General features: G+C 60.7%; 23 protein-coding genes. 8 read left to right on the forward strand and 15 right to left on the reverse strand.

Annotated elements, in window-relative coordinates; all coding sequences use genetic code 11:
• Positions 1-80: 80 nt before the first annotated feature.
• On the reverse strand, positions 81-1,730 hold the full coding sequence (locus tag PSJ8397_RS13590; RefSeq protein ID WP_085865178.1) for an electron transfer flavoprotein-ubiquinone oxidoreductase: 1,650 nt from the start codon (positions 1,728-1,730) through the stop codon (positions 81-83).
• A 214-nt stretch (positions 1,731-1,944) separates the two neighbouring features.
• Between PSJ8397_RS13590 and greA the strand changes: the two genes are divergently transcribed.
• Positions 1,945-2,415 (forward strand): transcription elongation factor GreA, encoded by a 471-nt coding sequence (gene greA / locus PSJ8397_RS13595; RefSeq protein ID WP_085865179.1) that lies wholly within the window; start codon positions 1,945-1,947, stop codon positions 2,413-2,415.
• 22 nt (positions 2,416-2,437) lie between these two features.
• Entirely contained in the window at positions 2,438-3,475 is a 1,038-nt protein-coding gene (locus PSJ8397_RS13600; RefSeq protein ID WP_085865180.1) for a hypothetical protein, read from the forward strand.
• A 15-nt stretch (positions 3,476-3,490) separates the two neighbouring features.
• Here PSJ8397_RS13600 and PSJ8397_RS13605 read toward each other — a convergent pair whose 3' ends face one another.
• Genes PSJ8397_RS13605 through mobA form a run of 3 tightly spaced genes read right to left on the reverse strand, consistent with a single transcriptional unit; the run spans position 3,491 to position 5,474 of the window.
• Positions 3,491-4,078, reverse strand: a complete 588-nt coding sequence (locus PSJ8397_RS13605; RefSeq protein WP_085865181.1) for a GNAT family N-acetyltransferase — start codon at positions 4,076-4,078, stop codon at positions 3,491-3,493.
• Positions 4,075-4,902, reverse strand: coding sequence for a hypothetical protein (locus PSJ8397_RS13610; RefSeq protein ID WP_085865182.1), 828 nt, complete (start codon positions 4,900-4,902; stop codon positions 4,075-4,077). Before PSJ8397_RS13610 ends, PSJ8397_RS13605 begins: the two co-directional genes overlap by 4 nt.
• Entirely contained in the window at positions 4,893-5,474 is a 582-nt protein-coding gene (mobA, locus tag PSJ8397_RS13615) for a molybdenum cofactor guanylyltransferase MobA (RefSeq protein WP_085865183.1), read from the reverse strand. The genes PSJ8397_RS13610 and mobA overlap by 10 nt, the downstream gene beginning before the upstream one ends.
• 115 nt (positions 5,475-5,589) lie before the next feature.
• Between mobA and PSJ8397_RS13620 the strand changes: the two genes are divergently transcribed.
• Together PSJ8397_RS13620 and PSJ8397_RS13625 are read left to right on the forward strand one after the other, a co-directional pair.
• Positions 5,590-6,303 carry an AzlC family ABC transporter permease gene (locus PSJ8397_RS13620; RefSeq protein ID WP_085865184.1) on the forward strand — a complete coding sequence of 238 codons (714 nt, stop codon included), beginning with the start codon at positions 5,590-5,592 and terminating at the stop codon, positions 6,301-6,303.
• On the forward strand, positions 6,300-6,629 hold the full coding sequence (locus tag PSJ8397_RS13625) for an AzlD domain-containing protein (protein ID WP_085865185.1): 330 nt from the start codon (positions 6,300-6,302) through the stop codon (positions 6,627-6,629). Before PSJ8397_RS13620 ends, PSJ8397_RS13625 begins: the two co-directional genes overlap by 4 nt.
• 3 nt (positions 6,630-6,632) lie before the next feature.
• Here the strand turns inward: PSJ8397_RS13625 and PSJ8397_RS13630 are convergent, their stop codons facing one another.
• The 4 genes from PSJ8397_RS13630 to PSJ8397_RS13645 form a co-directional block, all read right to left on the reverse strand.
• Positions 6,633-7,259 carry a hypothetical protein gene (locus PSJ8397_RS13630; protein ID WP_085865186.1) on the reverse strand — a complete coding sequence of 209 codons (627 nt, stop codon included), beginning with the start codon at positions 7,257-7,259 and terminating at the stop codon, positions 6,633-6,635.
• 5 nt (positions 7,260-7,264) lie between these two features.
• Positions 7,265-7,399: an aa3-type cytochrome c oxidase subunit IV gene (locus PSJ8397_RS13635; RefSeq protein ID WP_085865187.1), complete on the reverse strand. Its 135-nt coding sequence runs from the start codon at positions 7,397-7,399 to the stop codon at positions 7,265-7,267.
• An 84-nt stretch (positions 7,400-7,483) separates the two neighbouring features.
• Complete coding sequence (locus PSJ8397_RS13640) at positions 7,484-7,930, reverse strand: DUF6173 family protein (protein ID WP_085865188.1); 447 nt, start codon at positions 7,928-7,930, stop codon at positions 7,484-7,486.
• A gap of 12 nt (positions 7,931-7,942) precedes the next feature.
• Positions 7,943-8,404, reverse strand: a complete 462-nt coding sequence (locus tag PSJ8397_RS13645) for an Lrp/AsnC family transcriptional regulator (RefSeq protein WP_085865189.1) — start codon at positions 8,402-8,404, stop codon at positions 7,943-7,945.
• 101 nt (positions 8,405-8,505) lie between these two features.
• On the opposite strand from PSJ8397_RS13645, the gene PSJ8397_RS13650 reads away from it, so the two are divergent.
• Entirely contained in the window at positions 8,506-8,742 is a 237-nt protein-coding gene (locus PSJ8397_RS13650) for a DUF6356 family protein (protein WP_085865398.1), read from the forward strand.
• Positions 8,742-9,482, forward strand: a complete 741-nt coding sequence (locus tag PSJ8397_RS13655) for a class II glutamine amidotransferase (protein ID WP_085865190.1) — start codon at positions 8,742-8,744, stop codon at positions 9,480-9,482. The genes PSJ8397_RS13650 and PSJ8397_RS13655 overlap by 1 nt, the downstream gene beginning before the upstream one ends.
• Here the strand turns inward: PSJ8397_RS13655 and PSJ8397_RS13660 are convergent.
• Together PSJ8397_RS13660 and PSJ8397_RS13665 are read right to left on the reverse strand one after the other, a co-directional pair.
• Positions 9,470-10,498, reverse strand: a complete 1,029-nt coding sequence (locus PSJ8397_RS13660; RefSeq protein WP_085865191.1) for an MBL fold metallo-hydrolase — start codon at positions 10,496-10,498, stop codon at positions 9,470-9,472. The genes PSJ8397_RS13655 and PSJ8397_RS13660 overlap by 13 nt on opposite strands.
• Before the next feature lie 24 nt (positions 10,499-10,522).
• Positions 10,523-12,223 (reverse strand): acyl-CoA dehydrogenase, encoded by a 1,701-nt coding sequence (locus PSJ8397_RS13665; RefSeq protein WP_085865192.1) that lies wholly within the window; start codon positions 12,221-12,223, stop codon positions 10,523-10,525.
• Positions 12,224-12,346: 123 nt separating this feature from the next.
• Here PSJ8397_RS13665 and PSJ8397_RS13670 point away from each other — a divergent pair, with 123 nt between their 5' ends.
• Positions 12,347-13,294, forward strand: coding sequence for an L-threonylcarbamoyladenylate synthase (locus tag PSJ8397_RS13670; RefSeq protein ID WP_085865193.1), 948 nt, complete (start codon positions 12,347-12,349; stop codon positions 13,292-13,294).
• Here PSJ8397_RS13670 and PSJ8397_RS13675 read toward each other — a convergent pair.
• Complete coding sequence (locus tag PSJ8397_RS13675) at positions 13,291-13,857, reverse strand: YqgE/AlgH family protein (RefSeq protein WP_085865399.1); 567 nt, start codon at positions 13,855-13,857, stop codon at positions 13,291-13,293. The genes PSJ8397_RS13670 and PSJ8397_RS13675 overlap by 4 nt on opposite strands.
• A 116-nt stretch (positions 13,858-13,973) precedes the next feature.
• Between PSJ8397_RS13675 and PSJ8397_RS13680 the strand changes: the two genes are divergently transcribed.
• Positions 13,974-14,786: a protein-disulfide reductase DsbD domain-containing protein gene (locus tag PSJ8397_RS13680; RefSeq protein ID WP_085865194.1), complete on the forward strand. Its 813-nt coding sequence runs from the start codon at positions 13,974-13,976 to the stop codon at positions 14,784-14,786.
• Here the strand turns inward: PSJ8397_RS13680 and PSJ8397_RS13685 are convergent.
• From PSJ8397_RS13685 to PSJ8397_RS13700, 4 genes are all read right to left on the reverse strand, one after another.
• Positions 14,783-18,166: an efflux RND transporter permease subunit gene (locus tag PSJ8397_RS13685; RefSeq protein ID WP_085865195.1), complete on the reverse strand. Its 3,384-nt coding sequence runs from the start codon at positions 18,164-18,166 to the stop codon at positions 14,783-14,785. The two genes, PSJ8397_RS13680 and PSJ8397_RS13685, sit on opposite strands and share 4 nt — an antisense overlap.
• A 3-nt stretch (positions 18,167-18,169) precedes the next feature.
• Complete coding sequence (locus PSJ8397_RS13690; protein ID WP_085865196.1) at positions 18,170-19,627, reverse strand: efflux RND transporter periplasmic adaptor subunit; 1,458 nt, start codon at positions 19,625-19,627, stop codon at positions 18,170-18,172.
• Positions 19,628-19,712: 85 nt separating this feature from the next.
• Complete coding sequence (gene moaB, locus PSJ8397_RS13695; protein ID WP_085865197.1) at positions 19,713-20,252, reverse strand: molybdenum cofactor biosynthesis protein B; 540 nt, start codon at positions 20,250-20,252, stop codon at positions 19,713-19,715.
• Entirely contained in the window at positions 20,249-21,037 is a 789-nt protein-coding gene (locus PSJ8397_RS13700) for a uracil-DNA glycosylase (protein ID WP_085865198.1), read from the reverse strand. Before PSJ8397_RS13700 ends, moaB begins: the two co-directional genes overlap by 4 nt.
• Positions 21,038-21,113 lie beyond the last annotated feature (76 nt).

A 21,113-nucleotide genomic window follows, 5' to 3' on the forward strand; every position in this document is an offset into this window, starting at 1 on the left:
ATCGCGAATGTCGCACGACATGGGTGCTGCACCAAAAAAGGCCCTGCGCTGCAGGGCCCTTTGGGGTCGGTCTATTCGGTTTACATGTTGGGGTAATTTGGCCCGTCGCCCCCCTGCGGCACCGTCCAGTTGATATTCTGGCTAGGGTCTTTGATGTCGCAGGTTTTGCAATGCACACAGTTCTGGAAGTTGATGACAAAACGTGTGTCTTTGCCGTCTTCCTCGACAAACTCGTACACTCCGGCGGGGCAATACCGCGCCGAGGGGCCCGCGTATTCAGGCAAATTGACGGCTACAGGCACCGTGCTGTCCTTAAGTTTAAGGTGCGCGGGCTGGCTTTCTTCATGGTTGGTGAAGCTGAAGGACACGTTCGTCAAACGGTCAAAGCTGATTTTGCCGTCAGGCTTGGGGTAGTCGATGGGTTTGTGTTTGCTGGCCTTTTCCGTCGCAGCCGCGTCGGATTTTCCGTGCTTTTTGGTGCCGAACAGTGAAAAGCCAAGCGTGTTGGTCCACATGTCCAGACCACCCAGTCCCAATGCGCCCAGCACACCGTTGTTGGACTGGAAGGGCTTCACATTGCGGACCTTGTGAAGATCCTTGCCCACCGGGCCAGTGCGCAGTTCGCTATTGTATTCTGACAACTCATCGGACGCGCGCCCTGCCGCAATGGCCTTTTGTGCGGCTTCTGCAGCGGCAATGCCCGACAGCATGGCGTTATGATTGCCCTTGATTCGCGGCACGTTCACAAGGCCCACGGAACAGCCCAGCAGCGCCCCACCTGGGAAACACGCCTTTGGCATCGATTGCCAGCCGCCTTGCGCGATGGCGCGGGCACCGTAGGCCACGCGCTTGCCGCCTTCCAGCAGGCTTTTGACCATCGGATGGTGCTTGAACCGCTGGAATTCCATGTAGGGGAAGACATGGGGGTTCTTGTAGTTCAGCGCCGTGACCAGCCCGATGAAGATCTGGTTGTTTTCGGCGTGGTAGATGAACGACCCACCCGCCGCGTTCCCGCCCAAAGGCCAGCCCAGAGAGTGGAAAACCGCGCCTTCGCGGTGCTTGGCTGGGTCGATCTCCCAGATTTCCTTCATGCCGATGCCGTATTTTTGTGGCTCGGCGTCTTTGTCCAGTTCGTACTTTGCGATGACCTCCTTCGAAAGCGACCCGCGCACGCCCTCAGACAGGAAGACGTATTTTCCGTGCAGTTCCATGCCCGGTTCGGTGTCGGGGCCGATGGTGCCGTCAGCTTCCAGCCCGAAGACGCCAGCGACGACGCCTTTGACTTCGCCGTTGTCCCCGTAGACCAGTTCGGAACAGGACATGCCGGGGAAGATTTCAACGCCCAGTTCTTCGGCTTGTTCGGCCATCCAGCGGCAGACGTTGCCCATCGACACGATGTAGTTGCCGTGGTTGTTCATCAGCGGCGGCATGGGGAAAGTCGGGATTGGCAGTTGGCCGGCCTCACCCAAAAGATAGAATTTGTCGGACGTCACCGGCACGTTCAGCGGCGCGCCCTTGGCTTTCCAATCGGGGATGAGCGTATCAAGGCCCACGGGGTCCAACACGGCCCCCGACAAGATGTGCGCCCCCACTTCGGACCCTTTTTCCAGCACGACCACATTCAGATCGGCATCCAGCTGTTTCAGACGGATCGCCGCAGACAGGCCTGCGGGGCCTGCACCGACGATCACAACGTCGTATTCCATCGATTCGCGTTCAATCTCGGCCATGTTTTGCTCCCTTGGCTGGATGGGCACTGCGTCCGTGTCTGCATATCGGAACGCCCGCCGTGCAGCAATCTTGGGGCGACATAAAATTGCGCAGAGCCGACCGAAACGTAACGTCTGCAAATAAAGGCCCGCGTCACTGCATACCCCCTTGAGGGTTGCAAGCCCCGCGGGTTATGCAAGAGCACTTGAAAAACCGCACCGCAGGACGCTTGAAATGGACAAAATACCGCTGACACGCGCTGGCTTTGACAAACTGGATGCCGAACTCAAGCATCTGAAGACTGTCGAACGCCCCGCCATCATCCGTGCCATTTCAGAAGCCCGCGAACATGGTGACCTGTCCGAAAACGCGGAATACCATTCCGCCAAGGAAAAGCAGTCCTTCATCGAAGGCCGCGTCAAAGAACTCGAAGGGGTGATTTCGCTGGCCGATGTCATTGATCCGTCCAAACTGTCCGGCGCGATTAAGTTCGGGGCGCATGTGACGTTGGTGGATGAAGACACCGACGAAGAGAAGACCTATCAGATTGTTGGTGAATATGAGGCTGACATCGAAAACGGCCGTCTGAACATCAAATCACCCATCGCGCGGGCGTTGATCGGCAAAGACGAAGGTGACAGCGTCGAAGTGCGCACGCCAGGCGGTGAAAAGTCTTACGAAGTGCTTGAGGTCGTCTATAAATAAGCCCGCAAACAAGGCGATCCCGATGCCGAATGATGGCCAGAAAACCGATGTCACCCAGACCAAAAACGGGATGATGGGCGCGCGTGTGCGCACGGCGGACGTGCGCGTGACCGGGATTGAGGTCGTGGCCATCGTCGTCAGCCTGATCTGGCTTGTGGGCGTGGCCGTGTTCTTTCTTGTGCTTCCAACCGAGGGCGACGGGTCCGCGCAGATCGACAGCTTGCGTTTTGTGATGACGTTGATGGCGATTTTTCTGCCCATCGCGATGGTCTGGATCGCGGCGATGTCCGCACGATCAGCCCGTGTTGTGCGCGAAGAGAGCCGCCGTTTGCAGGCCGCGATTGACGGGATGCGGCAGACCTATGTGGCGGACCGTCAGGCGCGCGGCGCGGGGATTGAACCCACCGTCGAACGCAAGCTGAACGAAATCGCGCGCGCCACGCAAAAGACCGAAACAGCGCTGGCGACCTTTGCGTCATCGCGGCCTGCGGCCAAGGCGCAGCCCGCCCCGCCGTCACAAACCGCCCAGCCGCGCGGCGATGAACAGCCCAGTCTTGCGCTCGGCACCACGGCCGAGGACATCACACCCCCGATCAGTAAGCCTGATCTGGTCCGCGCGCTGAACTTTCCCGACACCGAAGGGGACGAAGTGGGTTTTGCCGCCCTGCGCCGCGCTTTGAAAGACCGTACGGCCAAGCAGTTGATCCAGGCCAGCCAAGACGTTCTGACCCTGCTTAGCCAAGATGGCATCTACATGGATGACCTGCGGCCCGACCGCGCGCGACCCGAAATCTGGCGCAAGTTCGCTGGCGGGGAACGGGGCAAAACGGTGGCGGCCTTGGGTGGTGTGCGGGACCGGTCGTCGCTGGCATTGACCGCAGGCCGCATGCGTGAAGACACAATTTTCCGCGACGCGGCGCATCACTTTTTGCGCAAATACGACCAGATGCTTGTGACCTTCGAAGAAGACGCCTCGGATGAGGATCTGGCCGCCTTGGCCGAAACCCGCACCAGCCGCGCCTTTATGCTTCTGGGGCGCGTGACAGGCGCGTTTGACTGACCGACTGGCCTATATTCAACTGGCCCCGACCGTTCGGGTCATCATCGTCGCACTTTCAAAGCCGAAGACATGGCGCAACGGGCCAAGCTGGTGCACGTCCCCTTCGATGAACCCTTCGCGCAGATAAAGCGCACGGGCGCGCGGGTTGCTGTCGATCACATCCAATCTGACCTCGGCGTAGCCGCGCTTTCGGGCCTCCGTGAAAACGGCACCCAACAGCGCGGTGCCCACGCCTTGCCCACGGGCGGCATCATGCACAAAAATGCCGTCCATCAGGAACCTTTGGTTTTCTGTATCCCGTTCCAGCAGCGCCAAAAGCGCGGCGCGCCACGCTCCGCCGAAAGTTCCATAATGCCGCCGCATGTCCGCCCAAGCCCCGCCAACCAACGCGCCCTGAAAGGTCTTGAAACCGGCCACGCCCAGCAAAATTCCCCGCGCGTCCCGTGCGCAAAGCGCATGTGTCGGGTCCAGCACGTCGCGGACAAAGGCGATCCCGCGCGGTGCAGGCCCCATCACGCGGCCAAGTTTCGCCCCAAACGCCTGCCAATACATCGCGGCGACCTGGTCCCGTTCTTCGGGGACGAAGCCAAGGCTGACAATCATGCAGGCACCCCAAAAATCCAACCTTCACGGTTGCGCGGCACATCAAGCAGGGCTGCCCGTTCCGCTTGCGCCATGTTGGCCACCAGATCGGTCATTGTATGAACCTGCATGGCATCCTTGATGGGGTGAACATCGCCATTCGCGGCCACCTGATCCGCAAAAAGGGACGGCCAGATCTCGACGAAGGCAATAGGACGGTCAAGGCTCTCAAAGGGCCAAACAGAAATCATATCGGGAAACCGTTCGATCATCCGCCACAGCACGGGCAGCCCCATCAAGGTCTGCGAGCCCACAGCGCCCGCGCCCGCCAGCTGCCAAACGGGGAACGCCCCGGGCAGTCGGTCCTCGACGGCACGTTTTTCGGCGAAGGCGGTGCAGGTACGCGTGCTGCCTTTGCGCGGCAGGCCGTCCACATCATGGGGCGACGCATTTCCCCAAAATGGCCCCACGCCGTCGAACCGGCTGTTCATGACGCCTGCGACCTCAAACCGGTTGTTTGCCTTGGGGCTGTCGACAATCAGTCCCTCAAGCCAACGCCACATCGCCAACGGGTCGGCGTCGCCTGTGATCGCCTCAGCAAACCCATCTGGGAAGCCAAAGGCGAAGTCAAACCCAACAAAGACGCGGCGTTTGTTGGTCAGTTCATCTTTCAATGCGGCCCTCAACCAGACCTCAAGAAGTTGGCGGTTGCGAAAATACAGAGGTTTTTCCTGTACACCGTACCGCCAGATGGACACCCAGATGGCATCAGGGCTGGGCACCGCAGGGCGTTGGTTGCCACCTGACCAATCGACCGTGATGTAGGTGTCGAACGTCACGTCCATCGGGCGGCCTCAGTCAAATCGTCAGGGGTGTTGATGTTAAAAAACGCATTCGGCGTTGTGGCGGGAAACAGGGCTATGGCAGCCCCGTGGTGGCTGGTGAAATCTCGGACCTTGCGGTTGCCGCCCGTCAGCCATGTTTGCAACGTTGGGGCAAGCGTCACCGGCCAAAGCGCAAAGGCGCCCTGCACACCGTCCGGCGTTGCCGCCACGGCAAACCCGTCCGTGCTGTCCAATGCGGCCAGTTGCAACTGCGGCACCAAATCGCAAGGAAAGAACGGCGTGTCCACAGCCACGCTGACGATATGGGACGCGCCACGCTCTGCCGCGGCCTGAAGACCTGACAGAACACCGGCAAGGGGGCCAAGATACGAGGGCAGGCTGTCGGAGATCACCGGATAGGATGTCTCGACCGGTGTGTTGGCGTTCACAAGGATATCGTCCACTTGGGGACTCAGGCGCGCAGCGCAGCGATCCAGCAGGCGTTCGCCACCCAAGATCACATCGGCCTTGGGCTGGCCGCCCATGCGCCGTGCCAATCCACCGGCAAGGATCAAGCCCAGCGGTTTATCCATGGGACATGCGATCTTTGATGTCGGTGATAAAGCGATCCGGTGCGCGCATCGGGGCCTCATGTTGCCAATCTTCGGGGTCACCGCTAAGGCGGTGGGCAAATATTAGGACAGGACAATGACCAACGCGACCCAGAAATCACATTACTGGACGGGGTTCCGCATGGGCGTCCCGTTTTTGCTGGTGGTGATGCCCTTCGGTCTTTTGTTTGGCGTTGTCGCGACCGAAGCTGGGCTGACCACACTGCAAACTTTGGCGTTTTCGTCCGTTGTCTTCGCTGGCGCTGCGCAGTTCGCAGCGTTGCAGCTGATGGTGGACAATGCGCCCACGCTGATCGTTGTGGCCACAGCCCTCGCGGTTAATTTGCGGATGGCGATGTATTCTGCCTCCCTTGCAGTTTGGATTGGCGACGCACCCTTTTGGACACGCGCCTTTGTGGCCTACGTCAATGTTGATCAAAGCTATGCGGTATCGATCAACGAGTTCGAAGACACCCCGGATCTGACCGTGCCCCAACGGGTCGCGTTCTTTCTGGGCGCGGTCAGCCCCATTGCGCCCATGTGGGTGGTGGCCACCGCGCTGGGCATTTGGCTAGGTGAAGGCATTCCTGAATGGATGGCGCTGGATTTTGCGGTTCCGATCTGTTTTCTCGCCATCATCGCGCCCATGATGCGGACGCTGGCGCATATGGTGGCGGCTGTCGCGTCCATTGTGTTTGCGTTGGTGTTGGCTGGCTTGCCGTACAACCTTGGCCTTTTGGGTGCTGCTGTCCTCGCGATGATGATCGGCGCACAGGTGGAACTGTGGCTGACCAGAAAGGCCGCACCATGACCGACGCCTATATCTGGACCATCATCGCGATCCTCGGCATCGGGACCTATCTGATCCGATTTTCGTTTCTAGGATTGATTGCAGGCCGTGATCTGCCGGAATGGATGTTGCGGCATCTGCGCTATACGGCTGTGGCGGTTTTGCCGGGCTTGGTCGCCCCGCTGGTGCTCTGGCCCTCCGCGACGGAGGGGGAGGTCGATCCCGCGCGGCTCTGCGCGGCCCTCGTGACCTTTGGCGTCGGCATTGTGACGCGCAATGTGGTCGCGGCCATTCTTTGTGGTGGGGTGACGCTTTATGTGATGATCTGGGCGCTGGGCGGGGCCTGACGTCTACTGATCGGCGCGAATGGCCGCGTCAATCTCAGCCGCCGCGATGGATTTATCATCGCTGTCGTCTTCGTAATATTCCCGTGACCGCACGCCCGGAATTTCCCCGAACTGATCGGCCAGTTTGTTTGGAAACAGGCTCGACCGGATAGAGGTGAAGCCAGGCAATTGACCCAACAGCCGCGAGGTGTGGCGTGTGCATGCGGCCTTTGGCGTAGGGCCGTTCGCAATCGCCATACGAAGCGCCATTTCGGCCACCTCGGGGGGGACCTCAACCTCTTGGATGAGGGTGTAGTAGGTCGCACGCGAATGATAGGACGTGTAAAACTGCTCAATCCGCGGCGTAACGCCATAATGCACATCGTTGCGTTCGGGGATCGACGGATGGCCGAACGTCCCCGCAGGATCCCACAGCACGCGCTGGCTGGCGTTGATCATCAACCCGCTATGCGCGCCATTGCCGGAGCTTACGTTTTTCATCGTGAACAACGTCAGCGATTTGGGCCCTGGATGGGTGTACGCCACACGGTCAATATCCGCCTGAGAGGCAAGGACCTCTTCACGCAGAACGGTATCCCCACAGGCCGCAAGGGCCAGTGGGGCGGTCAAGATGAACGTGCGGCGTTTCACCTAAATTAACCGTTGATCATTGCCAAAAGGATCAGCGCCACGATGATGACGATGCTGCCTTTGGTGACCCAATTCATAAAACCGGCAAAGGTTTTTTCCTGAACGGAGATGTCCATTTCGCCGTGCTTGTGATCAGCCATGTTGTGTTCCCTTTTTCTCAGTCGGGCTGTCCATATCGGATCGGTGGCAGCTTGTCAGCCCCGAACCCTCCATATGGGGCTAGGTCAGGTCGTCACATCTGGCGTGTCCAGATCCGCGGCCAACCGAAACCCGATGCGGTTGGGTTCGGCCGCGGCCACCTGCTTGGGCAAAGCGCGCAACATCACCGACAACTGGCTGACATGCTGCACCAATTGTGTTTTCGCGCCTGTGGGGTCGGTGCCGTAAAAGGTGATGATATCAGGGTCGAAATACCCCATGCCTTCAATCCGGATCACGCCCGTGTCGCCACCGGCAAAGCCCATCGCGACCTCATGTTCATTGTCCAACTGCTTTTCAAAGTTCTGAATATAAAGAATCAACCGCTCATACGCCCACCGCGATGGGCTTTTGGGGCCGTCCGGTTTTTTCAAAACGCTGGCGTCCGGTTTGGATGCGTCGGGATCGGTGTGAACCTCATGCAGGACCGCGCCTTCGAGGGCTTCGGCTGAGGTTTGGATGTCATCGTTCATCATCTTGTCCTGTCAAAGCGGCAGCGCCGTGGTGTCTTTGATATCCTCCATAACGAAACTGGCGGAAATGTCCGAGACCGAAATCCGTGAGGTGAGGCGTTTGTAAAACCGGTCATAGGCGGCCATGTCCGCCAGTTGGACCTTGAGAACGTAATCCAGATCACCGGTCATGCGGTAGGCGGCGGTGATTTCGGGCAGAGCCTCAACGGCGATGGCGAACTCCTTGCGCCATGTGTCGGAATGATGGTCCGTACGGATCATCACCAACACTGACAACGGGCACCCGATCTGCGCCGCGTCCAGCAGGGCCACCCGTTTGCGGATGATACCCGCGCCCTCCATGGTTTTGATCCGCCGCCAACAGGCATTGCGCGACAGGGCCACCGCATCTGAAATCGCATCGACCGACAGGCTGGCATCTTTTTGCAAAAGAGACAGAATTTGATGGTCTAATGTGTCGATTTGTGTCGCCATATCGGGATTTTATCCCATAAAATACGTATTTGGCCAGTCCCTTTGGGATGTATTGGTTCCTGGCTTGGGCGACAGTGGTGAAAACAACGTCAGAGGATCCCATGACAGATATCACACCGCCCAACCGCACCTCCCTTCTTGATCGCTGGTTCCTGGCCCATCCGGCCTCTGTCGATGAAACCTATTTGCAGCACATGCGCTTTGCTGCGGGCTTTGCGTTCTGGCTGGCCGTCGCCGCCGCCGCGGCCGTAATCCATGCGCTGATCCCGCGTCTCTGCGAAACCACCGCCAGTCAAATCCTGCGCAAGCTGACCGCACGGATGGAGGCCCGTCACTGATGTGCCGGATCGCCGCCTACGCGGGGCCTGCCATTCCACTTGAGAATATCATCATTTGCCCGCGCCATTCCCTGCTGGAACAATCCCAACATGCGACCGAGGCGAAATTGGCCGTGAACGGCGACGGATTCGGCATTGCGTGGTACGGCGAAGGGGGAGACCCCGGCCTCTACCGCGATGTCCTGCCCGCATGGGCCGATGAGAACCTAACAAGCCTGTGCCGCATGGTTCGGTCTCGGCTGTTTTTGTCCCACGTGCGCGCCAGCACTGTGGGCGGCACCAGCAGGCAGAATTGCCATCCTTTCAAACACGGGCGCTGGACTTTTATGCACAACGGCCAAGTGCCCCATTTTCCCCAGATCAGGCGGGCCCTTGAACAGGCGCTGCCCGATGAGCTTTACGCCGCGCGGCAGGGCACCACGGACAGTGAAATGGTATTCCTGACCCTTCTGGCCCATGGCCTTGATACAGATCCAGAGGCCGCCATGACCCGCACCTTGGCAGCTTTGGGCGCAGGTCCGGCGCCCGTCAAGCTGACCTGCGTTTTCAGCAACGGGCACGATGTCTTTGCCTTCCGCCATGCCTCACACGGGAAGGCACCGACGCTTTATGTTTCGGGCCCGTTGGACAACGGCGGGCGCGCCTTTGCGTCTGAACCTTTGGATGGCGGCGCATGGGACGTGGTGCCCGAAAATCAGATTGTCACCTTGGGAAAACCGGCGGTTTCTCAGGCGGCCTGAAACAGATAGGCGCCGTCTTCGCCCCGTTTTCGCGTCGCCTGTCCGGTCTGGTGAAGGTGGTTCAGATGGGCCAACGCCTCAACCAAGGCAAGGCCATAAGTCCCTTCATCGATGGTGCGTTTGAACAGCGGTGCAAAACAGTCGCCCGCGCGTTTCGGCGTCGCGATGAACTCCAGCAATCGTTTCAGCGCGCCATGATGATTGTCGATCAGCTGGCGCATCCGCGTGGGCAGTCCCGTAAAGGGCAGTTTGTGCCCCCCCAACACCAAGTGATCCTCCCGCGCGAAAGGGGCCAGCCTTTCACAGGCCTCAAGCCATTCTGCCAATGGGTCGGCGTCGGGTTCTGTGGGGTAAACCCCGATGTTGGGGCTGATGGATGGCAACAGCTGATCGCCCCCGATCACCAGATTGTCGTCGCGGCTCCAGAACGTCGCATGTTCAGGCGCGTGGCCGTTGCCCATGTGAATGTCCCACGTGCGCCCCCCCATGGTGATCACGCCGCCCTCTTGCAAGCGGGTGAAGCCCAGCGGCATGGGGTGCACGCAATCAGCAAAGTTGAAGGGCCGTTCGGTTTGGCGTTTTGCCAGCATGTCCGCCGACATGCCCGCACGGCGGTAAAAATCGATGGACCGCGCGGGGTAAGCGGGCTGTTCGTCCAGCGTCAGCATCCGCGCCATCAACCAAGCTGTACGGGGCATCGCAAGATCCGCGCCCGCCTCTTGAAACCAACCGGCCAAACCGATGTGATCAGGGTGGTGATGGGTGCCGATGATGCGGGTGACAGGCTTGGCGGCCAGCGGTCCGTCCAGTAGTTTGCCCCAAATCGCCCGCGTTTTGCGCGTGTCAAAGCCTGTGTCGATCACCGTCCAGCCATCGCCGTCGTCCAACGCGTAGACATTCACATGATCCAACGCCATGGGCAGCGGCAGCCGCATCCAAAGAACACCATCGGCAACCTGAACTGCCTCGCCTTCGGCGGGGATGTCGGGAAACGGATATCGGATGCGGGCGCTCATACGGCCCACCTAGCCCAGATCGGCCTAGGCCACCAGATCGTCAATGGTCAGCGCCATCAGATCCTCGGCCCCTTCGCGGACATGGGCCAGAAGGCCCACATGCTCCGGCAGGATCCGTTTGATATAGAAGGTCGCCAACCGTTTGCGTGTGGCATCGCCCTCAAGCGCTGCGATCAGATGGTAATATCCGCCCAACACCCGCGCAAACGCCCTCAGATAGGGAACAGCCCCCGCAAACCGGTCGGTCATCTCTTGGTCGACAAGCCATTCCGTCGCCTCACGCAGGGTCTCACAGGCCTGCCAGACAGGTTCGGCCAGATCTGGGGCGCTGGCCTTGTGGGCCTCGGCATAGGCTTCAACCTCATCCAGCAGGGCGAAGGCCGCGTCGCCGCCGTCCATCATCTTGCGCGCCACAAGGTCCATGGCCTGAATGCCGTTGGTGCCCTCATAGATGGTGGTTACGCGCACATCGCGTGAATATTGGGCCGCACCGGTTTCTTCGATGAACCCCATCCCACCGTGGGCCTGAATGCCCGTGGCGGAGACCTCAACGCCGACATCCGTGCCAAAGGCCTTGCTGATCGGGGTCAAGAGGGCGGCGCGGGCCTCCCATGCGGGATCTTTCGTGGCGTTCGCCATGTCAATGGCCACGGCGTTGGCCATGGCGATGGCGCGAGCGGCATACGTGTCGGCCTTCATCGACGCCAGCATCCGGCGCACATCGGCGTGTTCCACGATCGCCCCCGTGCCGGGTGCTTTGCCCTGCTTGCGGTCCATCGCATAGGCCAGCGCGTGCTGATAGGCGGCCTCGGCCACGCCGATGCCTTGCGTCGCCACACCAAGCCGCGCGTTGTTCATCATGGTGAACATCGCAGCCATCCCACCATGTTCCGGCCCTACAAGCCAACCGCGCGCACCATCATATTCCATCACCGCAGTGGGCGACCCGTGCAGGCCCATCTTATGTTCCAGGCTGACCACGCGCAGCGAATTGCGTTCGCCCAAACTTCCGTCTTCATTCGGGATAATCTTGGGCACCATGAACAGGCTGATCCCCTTGGTCCCCGGCACACCATCAGGCAAGCGCGCCAGCACCAGATGACAGACATTTTCCGTGAAATCATTATCGGCCCAAGAGATGTAGATTTTCTGCCCGCTGATCGCATAAGACCCGTCGCCGTTCGGCTCCGCCTTGGATCGCAGGGCACCCACGTCCGATCCGGCCTGTGGTTCGGTCAGGTTCATCGTGCCGGTCCATTCGCCCGAAATCAGCTTGGGCAGGTAGGTCTCTTTGATGGTATCTGACGCATGATGTTCCAGCGCCTCAATCTGGCCCTGACACATCAACGGGTTCAGCTGCAGCGACAGACACGCCCCCGCCATCATGTCATTCACCGCTGTAGCAAGCGTCAGGGGCAGGCCCATGCCGCCATATTCGGGATCCGCGGAAATGCCGATCCAGCCGCCTTCTGCAATCGCCTTGAACCCGTCGCCAAATCCGGGCGCGGTGCGCACAACACCGTTTTCCAACCGCGCCGGTTCCAGATCACCGGGGCGCTGCAGCGGGGCGATGATGTCGTCGCACAGCTTGGCGGCCTCGGTGAGGATGGCGTCGCACATATCGGGCGTGGCCTCAGCAAAGCGGTTGGTGCCCGCGACCTGATCAAAGCCAACAACGTGATCCATCAAAAACCGAAATTCGTCGGCGGGTGAACGATAGGGCATTTGGGCCTCCCTCTCTTTGGTCAGGGCTTGGGTTCTTGGCAACGGCGTGCGCGCCGCGTATGTGGTCGGGGTTTACGTATAGGTGAATGGCATGGCGCCTTCGATCAACCAAAACGCGACGTCATGGACCAAGTGACCACACGCACTTTTGCGCCCGATGCTGCGGGCCTGACCGCTGCGGCAGATGTGCTGGCGGCAGGCGGGCTTGTCGCCTTTCCGACGGAAACGGTCTATGGTTTGGGTGTAGATGCGCGCAATTCAGACGCCGTCGCGCGGCTTTATGCCGCAAAGGGCCGCCCCAGCTTTAACCCGCTGATTGTGCATGTGCCCACGCTTCAGGCGGCGGAACGGCACGTTTCGTTCGACGCAACCGCCCGCGCGTTGGCGCAGGCCTTTTGGCCCGGTGCGCTGACATTGGTGCTGCCACTGAAACCAGATGCGGGCATATCGCCCCTCGTGACCGCCGGGTTGGAGACATTGGCCGTCCGCGTGCCCGATCACGCCCTTGCCCGCGATCTGCTGCAGGCCTTTGATGGCCCTGTCGCCGCGCCTTCCGCCAACCCGTCTGGTCAGGTCAGCCCGACGAAGGCGGTGCATGTGGCCGACCACATGACAGGCCTTATCAATGGCATTGTGAGGGGCGGCGATTGCACCGTGGGCGTCGAATCCACCATTGTCGCAACGCAGCCTGTGCCGACAGTGTTGCGCGCCGGTGGCCTCCCGACGGAAAGCATTGAGGCCGTGATCCGCCAGCCCTTGGCCCGTGCAGGCGACAGCGCCGCCCCCACCTCGCCCGGTCAGTTGGCGTCGCATTATGCGCCCAAAGGGACCGTGCGTCTGAATGCCGAAACGGTTGAGGCGGGCGAAACCCTTTTGGGTTTCGGGCCAGTGGACGCTGCGATCAACTTGTCACGGTCCCGTGATCTGACCGAAGCCGCCGCCAACCTGTTTGATGCGCTCCACCAACTAAACGCAATGGGTGCTGAGAAAATCGCCGTCTCGCCCATCCCTGAAACGGGTCTGGGGGCTGCAATCAATGACCGGCTGCGCCGTGCAGCCGCGCCCCGCTAGGCCGATCCGCCTGAGGACGACAACATCAACGGGTCAATTCCAAGGACTTTCAGCGCGGCCGTCCATTTGTGCTCCGCCGCGCGGCCAAACAGGATGTCGTCGGTCGCGTCACTGACAAGCCAGCCGTTGCGCACCAACTCCCCCTCCAGTTGCGCGGGTCCCCATCCGGCATACCCCAGCCCCAGCATGGACCGTTCTGGCCCGGCACCCATGGCGATGTCTTCCAGAATGTCCAAGGTCGCCGTCATGGCAATGCCGCCTGCGACCTCCATCGTGCCCGCGCCGGACGCATAATCCGCCGTATGCAGCACAAATCCGCGCCCCGTTTCCACCGGTCCGCCGTAATGCACCCGCACATCTGTCCGCAATTCCCCGTCGTCGATGGACAATTGTTCCAACAGATCGGCGAATTTGATGTCGGGCGTAGGCTTGTTGACGATCAGACCCATCGCGCCCTCAGCCGAATGCGCACACATATAGATCACCGCTTTGTCGAAACGGGGATCGCCCATGTCAGGCATGGCGATCAACAGTTTGCCGGTCAAGTTGGTGGTGTCTGTCATGCTTTGATAGTGGGCGCGCTGCAGGGCATGCGCAAGGGGCACGCTTGCCGGATATGACAACCGCCTAACCCAAACGTGACTTTCTATTGCGCGGCCCTTGGGCGAAGTACAGGTTCATGATGACTCGCATTCTCTCCCCCGTGCTGGCCGCCCTTGCCTTGGCCGCCGCCACCGCCCCGTTGTCAGCCAATCCGGCTGAGGGTGTCGTTGATCTTGAAATCTTGCCAGGCTGGCGCACCGATCAGGGCACGCATATGGCGGGACTGCAGTTTACCTTGGCGCCCGGGTGGAAAACCTATTGGCGCGTGCCGGGCGATGGGGGCATCCCCCCCCGTTTTGCCTGGAACGGGTCGGAGAATTTGTCAGGCGTGGCCCTCCATTGGCCCGTGCCTGAGGTCAGCCATATCAACAACATGCGCTCCATTGGCTATTCTGACATCGTGATTATTCCTGTCGAACTGGCCCTTGATGATGCAGACGCCGCGGCCCGTATGGCGGGGCAAGTTCAGATCGGCGTGTGCGAAGAAATCTGCATTCCGGTGATGCTGCCCTTCGCTGCTGATTTGCCTGCAGGGGGGCGGCGCGACCCGAGCATTATTGCGTCCCTCGTGGACCGGCCACAAACAGAACGAGAGGCAGGCGTGCGATCCGTTTCCTGTGCGATTGAGCCGATCGACGGTGGCCTGCAGGTCACCGCAGCAATCACCATGCCGCAGATTGACCGCACCGAAGAGGTCGTGATTGAGGCGGGCGACCAGCAGGTGTGGGTGTCTGAACCCTCCACATGGCGCACCGCAGGAACCCTTTATGCCAAGTCCGATATGATCCATGTCAACGGCCAAGGGTTTGCCCTTGACCGGTCCAACATGCGCATCACGGTGCTTGCCGACGGGCAATCTGTCGAAATTCAGGGCTGCTCCGACCGCTAGGTTGCGGTGGATCTGCGCCTTGATAGGCCGACGATCAGCGCGGTGATGATATAGACCAACAGCAGCCAGACTATCACAGCCAAGACAAAGACGCCCAACGCCGCCCCAACACCCGCAAAAAGCATGGGCAGTACGCCTGCCAGAGGTGCCCATGGCGCACCGGTCAACATCACCGGTGCTGCAATGGCTGCGAACAACCCAATAGCGCCCAAAGCCGCCAATCGTGCAGGGATCGAAATGGCCCGCGTGCCGCTGGACAATCCGCGTTTTGCCGATTGCACCTGCGTGCCCACGTCCCCCTGCATGGCCATCAACGACGGCACGATGAACAGCACCAGAACCATCCCAAAGCCCAAGCCGTAGACCAATGTGATCACCGTGGGTTTCAGAAACTCTGCTTGAGATGAGCCTTCGTACAAAAGGGGCGCAAGGCCCAAGACCGTCGTCAACGTGGTCAACAAGACCGGCCGCAATCGGTCGCTGACCCCGTCGATGATCGCGGGCACCAGCCCGCGGGTCTCGGCGTATTCGTCGATGGTCTTCACCAGAACAATACTGTCATTGATGATGATACCGGTCATGCCCAACAGTCCCACGACAGTGAAAATCGACAGCGGAACCTCCCACTGGGCGTGGCCATAGATTGTCCCGATCAGGCCGAACGGAATGATCGCCATAACCACAATCGGCCGCGTCCAGCTTTGGAAAATCCACGCCAGCACAAGGAAAATGCCCGTCAGGCAGAAAATCAAACCAATGCGCGCGTCGTTCAGGAATTCGTCTTCCTGTTCGCTCAACCCCGACAAAGAGGTCGACACGCTATAGGCAGCCTCAACCCGTGGCAGGATGTCCGATGTGATCAGATCCTGAATTTCAGACGCCCGATCCGCATCATCATCCGTCAGATCCCCGGTGACCGAGATCAGCTGCACGCCGTTTTCCCGGGTCACCGTGCTGAATCCCGTGCGCGACTGCACGGTCACAATATCGGCCAACGGCACATAAATCCCACCATCTGCGCGCATCTGGGTGCGATCCAGAAAATCCGCCGTCAGCTCACCACTTGGCAGCTCCACCCGGATGGTCGCAGAGCGAGGCCCGTCAGGGTACGTCGCGGCCTCAATCCCGCCCAGACGGTCGCGCAACACGCGTCCCAGCCCGTCGATGCTGAACCCAAGGGCCTGACCCTGCGGCGTGAGTTCAAGGATCAGCTCTTCCTTGTCGTAGGCCAGCGAATCCTCCAGCGCGGAAATCTCACCGAACTGGCCAAGCTCCGTTTTAAGGGCCTCAGCAGCGGCCTTCAGCACTTCAGAATTGGCCCCAAACAGCTGGATGTCGATGTCATCCCCTCCAGGGCCAGACGCCCAAGACCGGAAGCTGACAGTTTCCACCATCGGGTGCCGGATGACGCGGTCTTGCAGTTCAGCCACGAAGGCAAAGGACGAATAGGGGCGGCTGTCTGCGTCGATCAGCTCAATCGCGATTGCGCCCAGCTGGTCGGCGTCCTTGGTTTCTGCCCCCGCGATGCCACGGCCCGAATTGCCGCCGATCTCCGCGATGACGTAGTTCAGCGGGTTCACCCCATGCCGTTCTTCATATTCGGCCCCCAAAGCCTCGGTCACGTCTTGCAGCGATTGCATCATCTCAAGCGTGTCTTGCCGCGTGGCACCAGGCAGCATGGCGAAATTGCCGGTCACGCTGCCTTGTTCGGGCGCGTTGAAGAACCGCCATTGGACGTCGCCCCGGATCAATCCGCTGACCTGTACCGCCAGCAGCACGACCGCCAGCGCCATCACCGGATAGCGCGCCCAGATGATGCCTGCCATGAACGGACGGAACAGCCGGTCTTTGACCCAGTCAAAGCCGCGGTTCACGATGCGGCTGGGCACATCGTACCATTTTTCGCCGCCCTCTGCCGCCTTCAGGGATTTGTACATGTGATGGGGCAGGATCAGGAAACATTCGATCAATGACGCGATCAGAACGACGATCACGGTAAACGGGATGTCCGCGATCAAATCCCCAAACCGTCCCCCAACCAGAACCAACGCAAAGAACGCTATGATCGTTGTCAACGTGGCGGAAAACACAGGGCTGAACATCTTTTGTGCCGCGTTTTCGGCGGCCTGCGCGGGGCTTTCGCCCAGTTTGCGGTGGCGGTAATCGGCGTGCTCCCCTACCACAATTGCGTCGTCCACGACGATGCCAAGGGTGATGATCAGCGCAAAAAGAGAGATCATGTTGATCGTCAGCCCTGCCGCCCACATCAGCGCAATCGCACCGGCCAAGGCCACAGGTATCCCCGCCGCGACCCAAAAAGCCGTGCGCGCATTGAGGAACAAAAACAACAGCGCCACGACCATCGCCAACCCCAACGCCGCGTTTTCATAAAGAATGTTCAGACGGCCCGTGATCAGCTCCGCCCGTGCGCGGATCAGCTCAATACTCGTGCCTTGGGGCAAGGTGGCGGCGTAGCTGTCGGCCACCTGTTGCACGGTGTTTTGCACATCAATAGCATCGCCCGTTGCGGCACGGTCCACGCGAATGGTGATGGCCGGATCGTCGCCCACGAAATAGGCCCGTTCGCGGTCCACCCCTTCGACAAAGACCTGCGCCACATCGCCAATGGTCAGGCTGGCGCCGCTTGCGTCTGTGCGCAGCACAATGGCTTCAATCTCATCGGCGGTGCGTTTTTCGACGCCGGTGCGCACCCGCGCTGATCCGGACACATCGCCTGCCGGATCTGCGTTCACCTCTTGCGCGATGGCTGCAGCGATGTCCGACATGGACACGTCGTAGCGGATCAGCGCCAGAGACGGCACTTCGATAATGGTCGATGGGGCCGCGACGCCACGGATCGTTGTGCGTGTCACGCCTTGGGCAAACAGCCGCACGGTAAATTCATCAGCAAAGCGGCCAAGCTGTTCGGGCGCCACCGGCCCCGTGATCACCACATCGGTGACCCTGTCCGACCATTGCCCGCGCCGCACGCTGGGGTCTTCGGCATCGTCAGGCAGGTTGGATGTGGCATCCACGGCCAGCTGCACGTCTTCGGTCGCCTTGGCCATATCCCAGCCAGGTTCAAACTCCATCGAGATCCGCGCCGTGCCCTCGTAAGATGCGGAGGACGTGTTGGTGACCCCTTCAACCGCCAAAAGCGCAGGCTGCAACACCTGCACGATGGCCGCGTCTACGTCTTCTGCGCCGGCCCCAGACCAGGCCACAGACACGGTGACGTTGTCGATGATGACATCAGGAAAGAACTGTGCCCGCATCTTGGGGTAGGCAGCAATGCCTGCGGCAAGAAGAACCACCATCAACAGGTTGGCGGCTGTGCGATGGCGGGTCAAATAGGACAGGATACCACTGGCTTTGAGCATCTCTTAGCTCCCCATCCGCGCTTCGATGTCGTCCACGACGTTTGACGGTACTTCGTCCTGTTCCAGCTGCCCGATGATGCGGGTCTTGACGGGCGGCGGCATACGACTGTCTTCGACAAAAGCAATCAGACGCGCGCGACGCTCATCCTCCAAAGCGATCATTTCAGGCGCTTCGGGCACAACGGGGGCGGCATTGGGGTCAATCGGCTGCACCGCAATGCCCTGCCCCAGAAGAGGGGAGCGTTCGGCCACAATCTGTTGGCCATAGGCCTGCGGCGCGCGGATCAGCACATCGTCGCCCTGACGGCGCAACACCTCAACATCGACCTCTGACAGCCGGTTTTCGTCGCCCAACACCAGCACCGTTTCATTGGCCCCCACCGCAGTGGCCGGCACACGGGCGACGCCGCGCAATGGGGGCTCGGTCACCGATACGGTCACGAAATCGCCAGGCCGCAGGGCCGCCGTTGCGTCGATCTGTGCAAACAGCAACCGTCCCGTTTGCCCGTCGCCCACCACGGCGCTTTCGCGGGTCACTTGGCCCTCGGCCATCAAGGTCAGCCCCTGCGCCTCAAGGGCTACGGTCACCGGCGCGTTGATCAGACTGCCGTCTTCGCCCAACAGGCGTGAATATTGCGCCGTGGACAGGCGGAACGACACCTCCAGATCATCCTTCTGGATCAACTGTCCCAGGCTTTCGTTGGGCGTAACCCGTTCACCCTGCGATACCGTGACGTCTGCCAAAGTCCCCGCAAAAGGCGCGGTGATTTCGGTGTCCTGCAAGGCGCGTTCAGCATCCGCAAGGTTCAGCTGGGCGCGGTCCAGACGTGTGGCCGCTTGATCCAGCCGCGCCTGTGCCTGCGCTTCGGCCTGACGGCGCGACAGCACGGCCTGTCTCGCGGTGGACAAGGACAGCTCCGCCGTCTCAATGGCAGCCGCCGTGCCCACTCCGCGATCCGACAAATCCTGCTGGCGGGTCAGCGCCTGTTGGCGCAGGGTCGCCTGCTCACCAGCGGCGGCCAACTCGTCTTGGGCGAGGGTCAAAGCCCGCTCGGCGTCCCGTGCCTCGGCCTCCGCATCGCGCAGATCGGCGATCAACCGGTCGCGCGCCGATTGGGCATCGCGGGGGTCGATGCGCACCAACAATTCGCCAGCCTCAACCTGTCCGCCGTCCACAAAATTCGGCGACACCTCCATGATCGTGCCACCTGCCAAGGCGCGCACGTCCAGACGATTCGCGCTGTCCAATTCACCAAACACCACCAGTTCCGGCGCAATCACTTCTGGCGTCACAGTCACGACATTGACAGACAACACACGTTCGCGCTGGGGAAAGCTGCGCGGTTCTGCGTTCATGCGCTCCTGCACGGCCAGACGCACCGTATTTCCGGCCCATGCAAACAGCGCCAACGTTACCGATAAAAGAAAAATACCAACCAGACTGCGCCGCAAAAACTGCATGTGTACCTCCATAGACCCCAAACGACTTAAGCGGCATCAATGCCGCTTCAATCCGTTTGTTTTACGGGCGATACGTGCGTTCGGATTACTTCCGTCGCTGATGTTCGTCCAAACGGGGCAGGATCTCGACGAAATTGCAGGGCCGATGCCGGTAATCCAGCTGTTTGACCAGGATCTCGTCCCAAGCGTCCTTGCACGCCCCCGTACTGCCGGGCAGAGCAAACAGATAGGTGCCATTTGCCACCCCACCGGTGGCCCTGCTTTGCACTGCAGATGTGCCAATCTTGGCCATGGACACATGGGTGAAGACCGTCCCGAAGGCGTCGATCTCTTTTTCGTAGACGTCGCGGTGCGCCTCTACCGTGACATCGCGCCCCGTCAGACCGGTGCCACCCGTCGTCAGGATCACATCCACACCGTCGTCCTCACACCACGCGCGCAGTTGGTTTGCAATCTCGGCCCGTTCGTCGCGCAACATCTTGCGATCAGCCAGTTCATGCCCTGCCTGCGTCAGCCGATCCACTAAGGTCTGACCGGATCGGTCTTCGTCCAGCGTGCGGGTGTCGCTGACACTCAGAATAGCGATGCGCACGGGGATAAATTCGCGGCTTTCGTCGATGCTCATGTGACGTCTTTCAGTTTTGCCTGCAGGGCCAAAAGGTCGGCCCAGGCGTCCCGTTTCGCGGCACTGTTGGTCAGCAAAAATGACGGCGGGAAGATCGGCAGGGCCGGCACGCCGTCCACCTCAACCCATCGGCCGCGCAACCGTGTCATACCGCTGCGCCCCAACAGCGCCTGACACGGCGCGTTGCCCATCAAGACAACCAGCTTCGGCGCGGCCAGTTCGATGTGACGGCGCAAAAACGGTGTCATCATCGCCAGTTCCGCCGCGCTGGGATCGCGGTTTTGCGACGGGTTCCATGGCAGCACCGGTGCCATGTAAACCGCGTTTTCGCCCACGCGATTCAGCCCAATGGCCCCGATCATCTTGTCAAACAATACGCCCGTGGGCCCCGACATCAACTGTCCCGCGCGGTCGTCGTCGCGGTCGGGCGCATCGGTCAGGATCATCACAGGCGCGCCTGCGACCCCGTCGCTGAAAATGAAATGCCGCGCCGCCGCCTTCAGGTCGCAATGTTCATAGGCCAGCATCGCAGCACGCAACCCGTCCAGATCACTGGCCGCAGCCGCCGCATCCTGCGCGGCCTGCGCCACGTCGATTTGGGGTGTTTCAGCTGGCGGCGGGGGCGGGGCCATCTTGGCGGGATCCGTCTGCACTTTCGGCGCAGGCTTTTTATCCTCAAGCGCGTAGCGGTCGATTGGGGCGTCGGCAATCGCCTCATCCGCGCCCATCTCAACCTGCCAGTCGAGAAGCGCCTTCGATGTCCAGTAGTCCACAGCCGATTCCATGCCGCACCTTAGCCTGCCGCCAACGGGACTTCACGTGCTGATCTTGCCGCGCCCCCGCGCCAGCCCTATAACCCAC

Source organism: Pseudooctadecabacter jejudonensis, from assembly GCF_900172275.1.
GTDB classification, from domain to species: Bacteria; Pseudomonadota; Alphaproteobacteria; order Rhodobacterales; family Rhodobacteraceae; genus Octadecabacter; species Octadecabacter jejudonensis.

What these genes read in the sequence shown, in the direction of transcription:
- PSJ8397_RS13665 (WP_085865192.1), bottom strand. Translation starts at nt 12,223, where the DNA reads ATGCCCTATCGTTCACCCGCCGACGAATTTCGGTTTTTGATGGATCAC.
- PSJ8397_RS13700 (WP_085865198.1), bottom strand. Translation starts at nt 21,037, where the DNA reads ATGGAATCGGCTGTGGACTACTGGACATCGAAGGCGCTTCTCGACTGG.
- PSJ8397_RS13650 (WP_085865398.1), top strand. Translation starts at nt 8,506, where the DNA reads ATGACAGATATCACACCGCCCAACCGCACCTCCCTTCTTGATCGCTGG.
- PSJ8397_RS13690 (WP_085865196.1), bottom strand. Translation starts at nt 19,627, where the DNA reads ATGCAGTTTTTGCGGCGCAGTCTGGTTGGTATTTTTCTTTTATCGGTA.
- PSJ8397_RS13600 (WP_085865180.1), top strand. Translation starts at nt 2,438, where the DNA reads ATGCCGAATGATGGCCAGAAAACCGATGTCACCCAGACCAAAAACGGG.
- PSJ8397_RS13635 (WP_085865187.1), bottom strand. Translation starts at nt 7,399, where the DNA reads ATGGCTGATCACAAGCACGGCGAAATGGACATCTCCGTTCAGGAAAAA.
- PSJ8397_RS13655 (WP_085865190.1), top strand. Translation starts at nt 8,742, where the DNA reads ATGTGCCGGATCGCCGCCTACGCGGGGCCTGCCATTCCACTTGAGAAT.
- PSJ8397_RS13640 (WP_085865188.1), bottom strand. Translation starts at nt 7,930, where the DNA reads ATGAACGATGACATCCAAACCTCAGCCGAAGCCCTCGAAGGCGCGGTC.
- PSJ8397_RS13605 (WP_085865181.1), bottom strand. Translation starts at nt 4,078, where the DNA reads ATGATTGTCAGCCTTGGCTTCGTCCCCGAAGAACGGGACCAGGTCGCC.
- PSJ8397_RS13610 (WP_085865182.1), bottom strand. Translation starts at nt 4,902, where the DNA reads ATGGACGTGACGTTCGACACCTACATCACGGTCGATTGGTCAGGTGGC.
- PSJ8397_RS13645 (WP_085865189.1), bottom strand. Translation starts at nt 8,404, where the DNA reads ATGGCGACACAAATCGACACATTAGACCATCAAATTCTGTCTCTTTTG.
- PSJ8397_RS13625 (WP_085865185.1), top strand. Translation starts at nt 6,300, where the DNA reads ATGACCGACGCCTATATCTGGACCATCATCGCGATCCTCGGCATCGGG.
- moaB (WP_085865197.1), bottom strand. Translation starts at nt 20,252, where the DNA reads ATGAGCATCGACGAAAGCCGCGAATTTATCCCCGTGCGCATCGCTATT.
- PSJ8397_RS13685 (WP_085865195.1), bottom strand. Translation starts at nt 18,166, where the DNA reads ATGCTCAAAGCCAGTGGTATCCTGTCCTATTTGACCCGCCATCGCACA.
- PSJ8397_RS13660 (WP_085865191.1), bottom strand. Translation starts at nt 10,498, where the DNA reads ATGAGCGCCCGCATCCGATATCCGTTTCCCGACATCCCCGCCGAAGGC.
- PSJ8397_RS13590 (WP_085865178.1), bottom strand. Translation starts at nt 1,730, where the DNA reads ATGGCCGAGATTGAACGCGAATCGATGGAATACGACGTTGTGATCGTC.
- PSJ8397_RS13670 (WP_085865193.1), top strand. Translation starts at nt 12,347, where the DNA reads ATGGACCAAGTGACCACACGCACTTTTGCGCCCGATGCTGCGGGCCTG.
- PSJ8397_RS13680 (WP_085865194.1), top strand. Translation starts at nt 13,974, where the DNA reads ATGATGACTCGCATTCTCTCCCCCGTGCTGGCCGCCCTTGCCTTGGCC.
- PSJ8397_RS13620 (WP_085865184.1), top strand. Translation starts at nt 5,590, where the DNA reads ATGACCAACGCGACCCAGAAATCACATTACTGGACGGGGTTCCGCATG.
- mobA (WP_085865183.1), bottom strand. Translation starts at nt 5,474, where the DNA reads ATGGATAAACCGCTGGGCTTGATCCTTGCCGGTGGATTGGCACGGCGC.
- greA (WP_085865179.1), top strand. Translation starts at nt 1,945, where the DNA reads ATGGACAAAATACCGCTGACACGCGCTGGCTTTGACAAACTGGATGCC.
- PSJ8397_RS13675 (WP_085865399.1), bottom strand. Translation starts at nt 13,857, where the DNA reads ATGACAGACACCACCAACTTGACCGGCAAACTGTTGATCGCCATGCCT.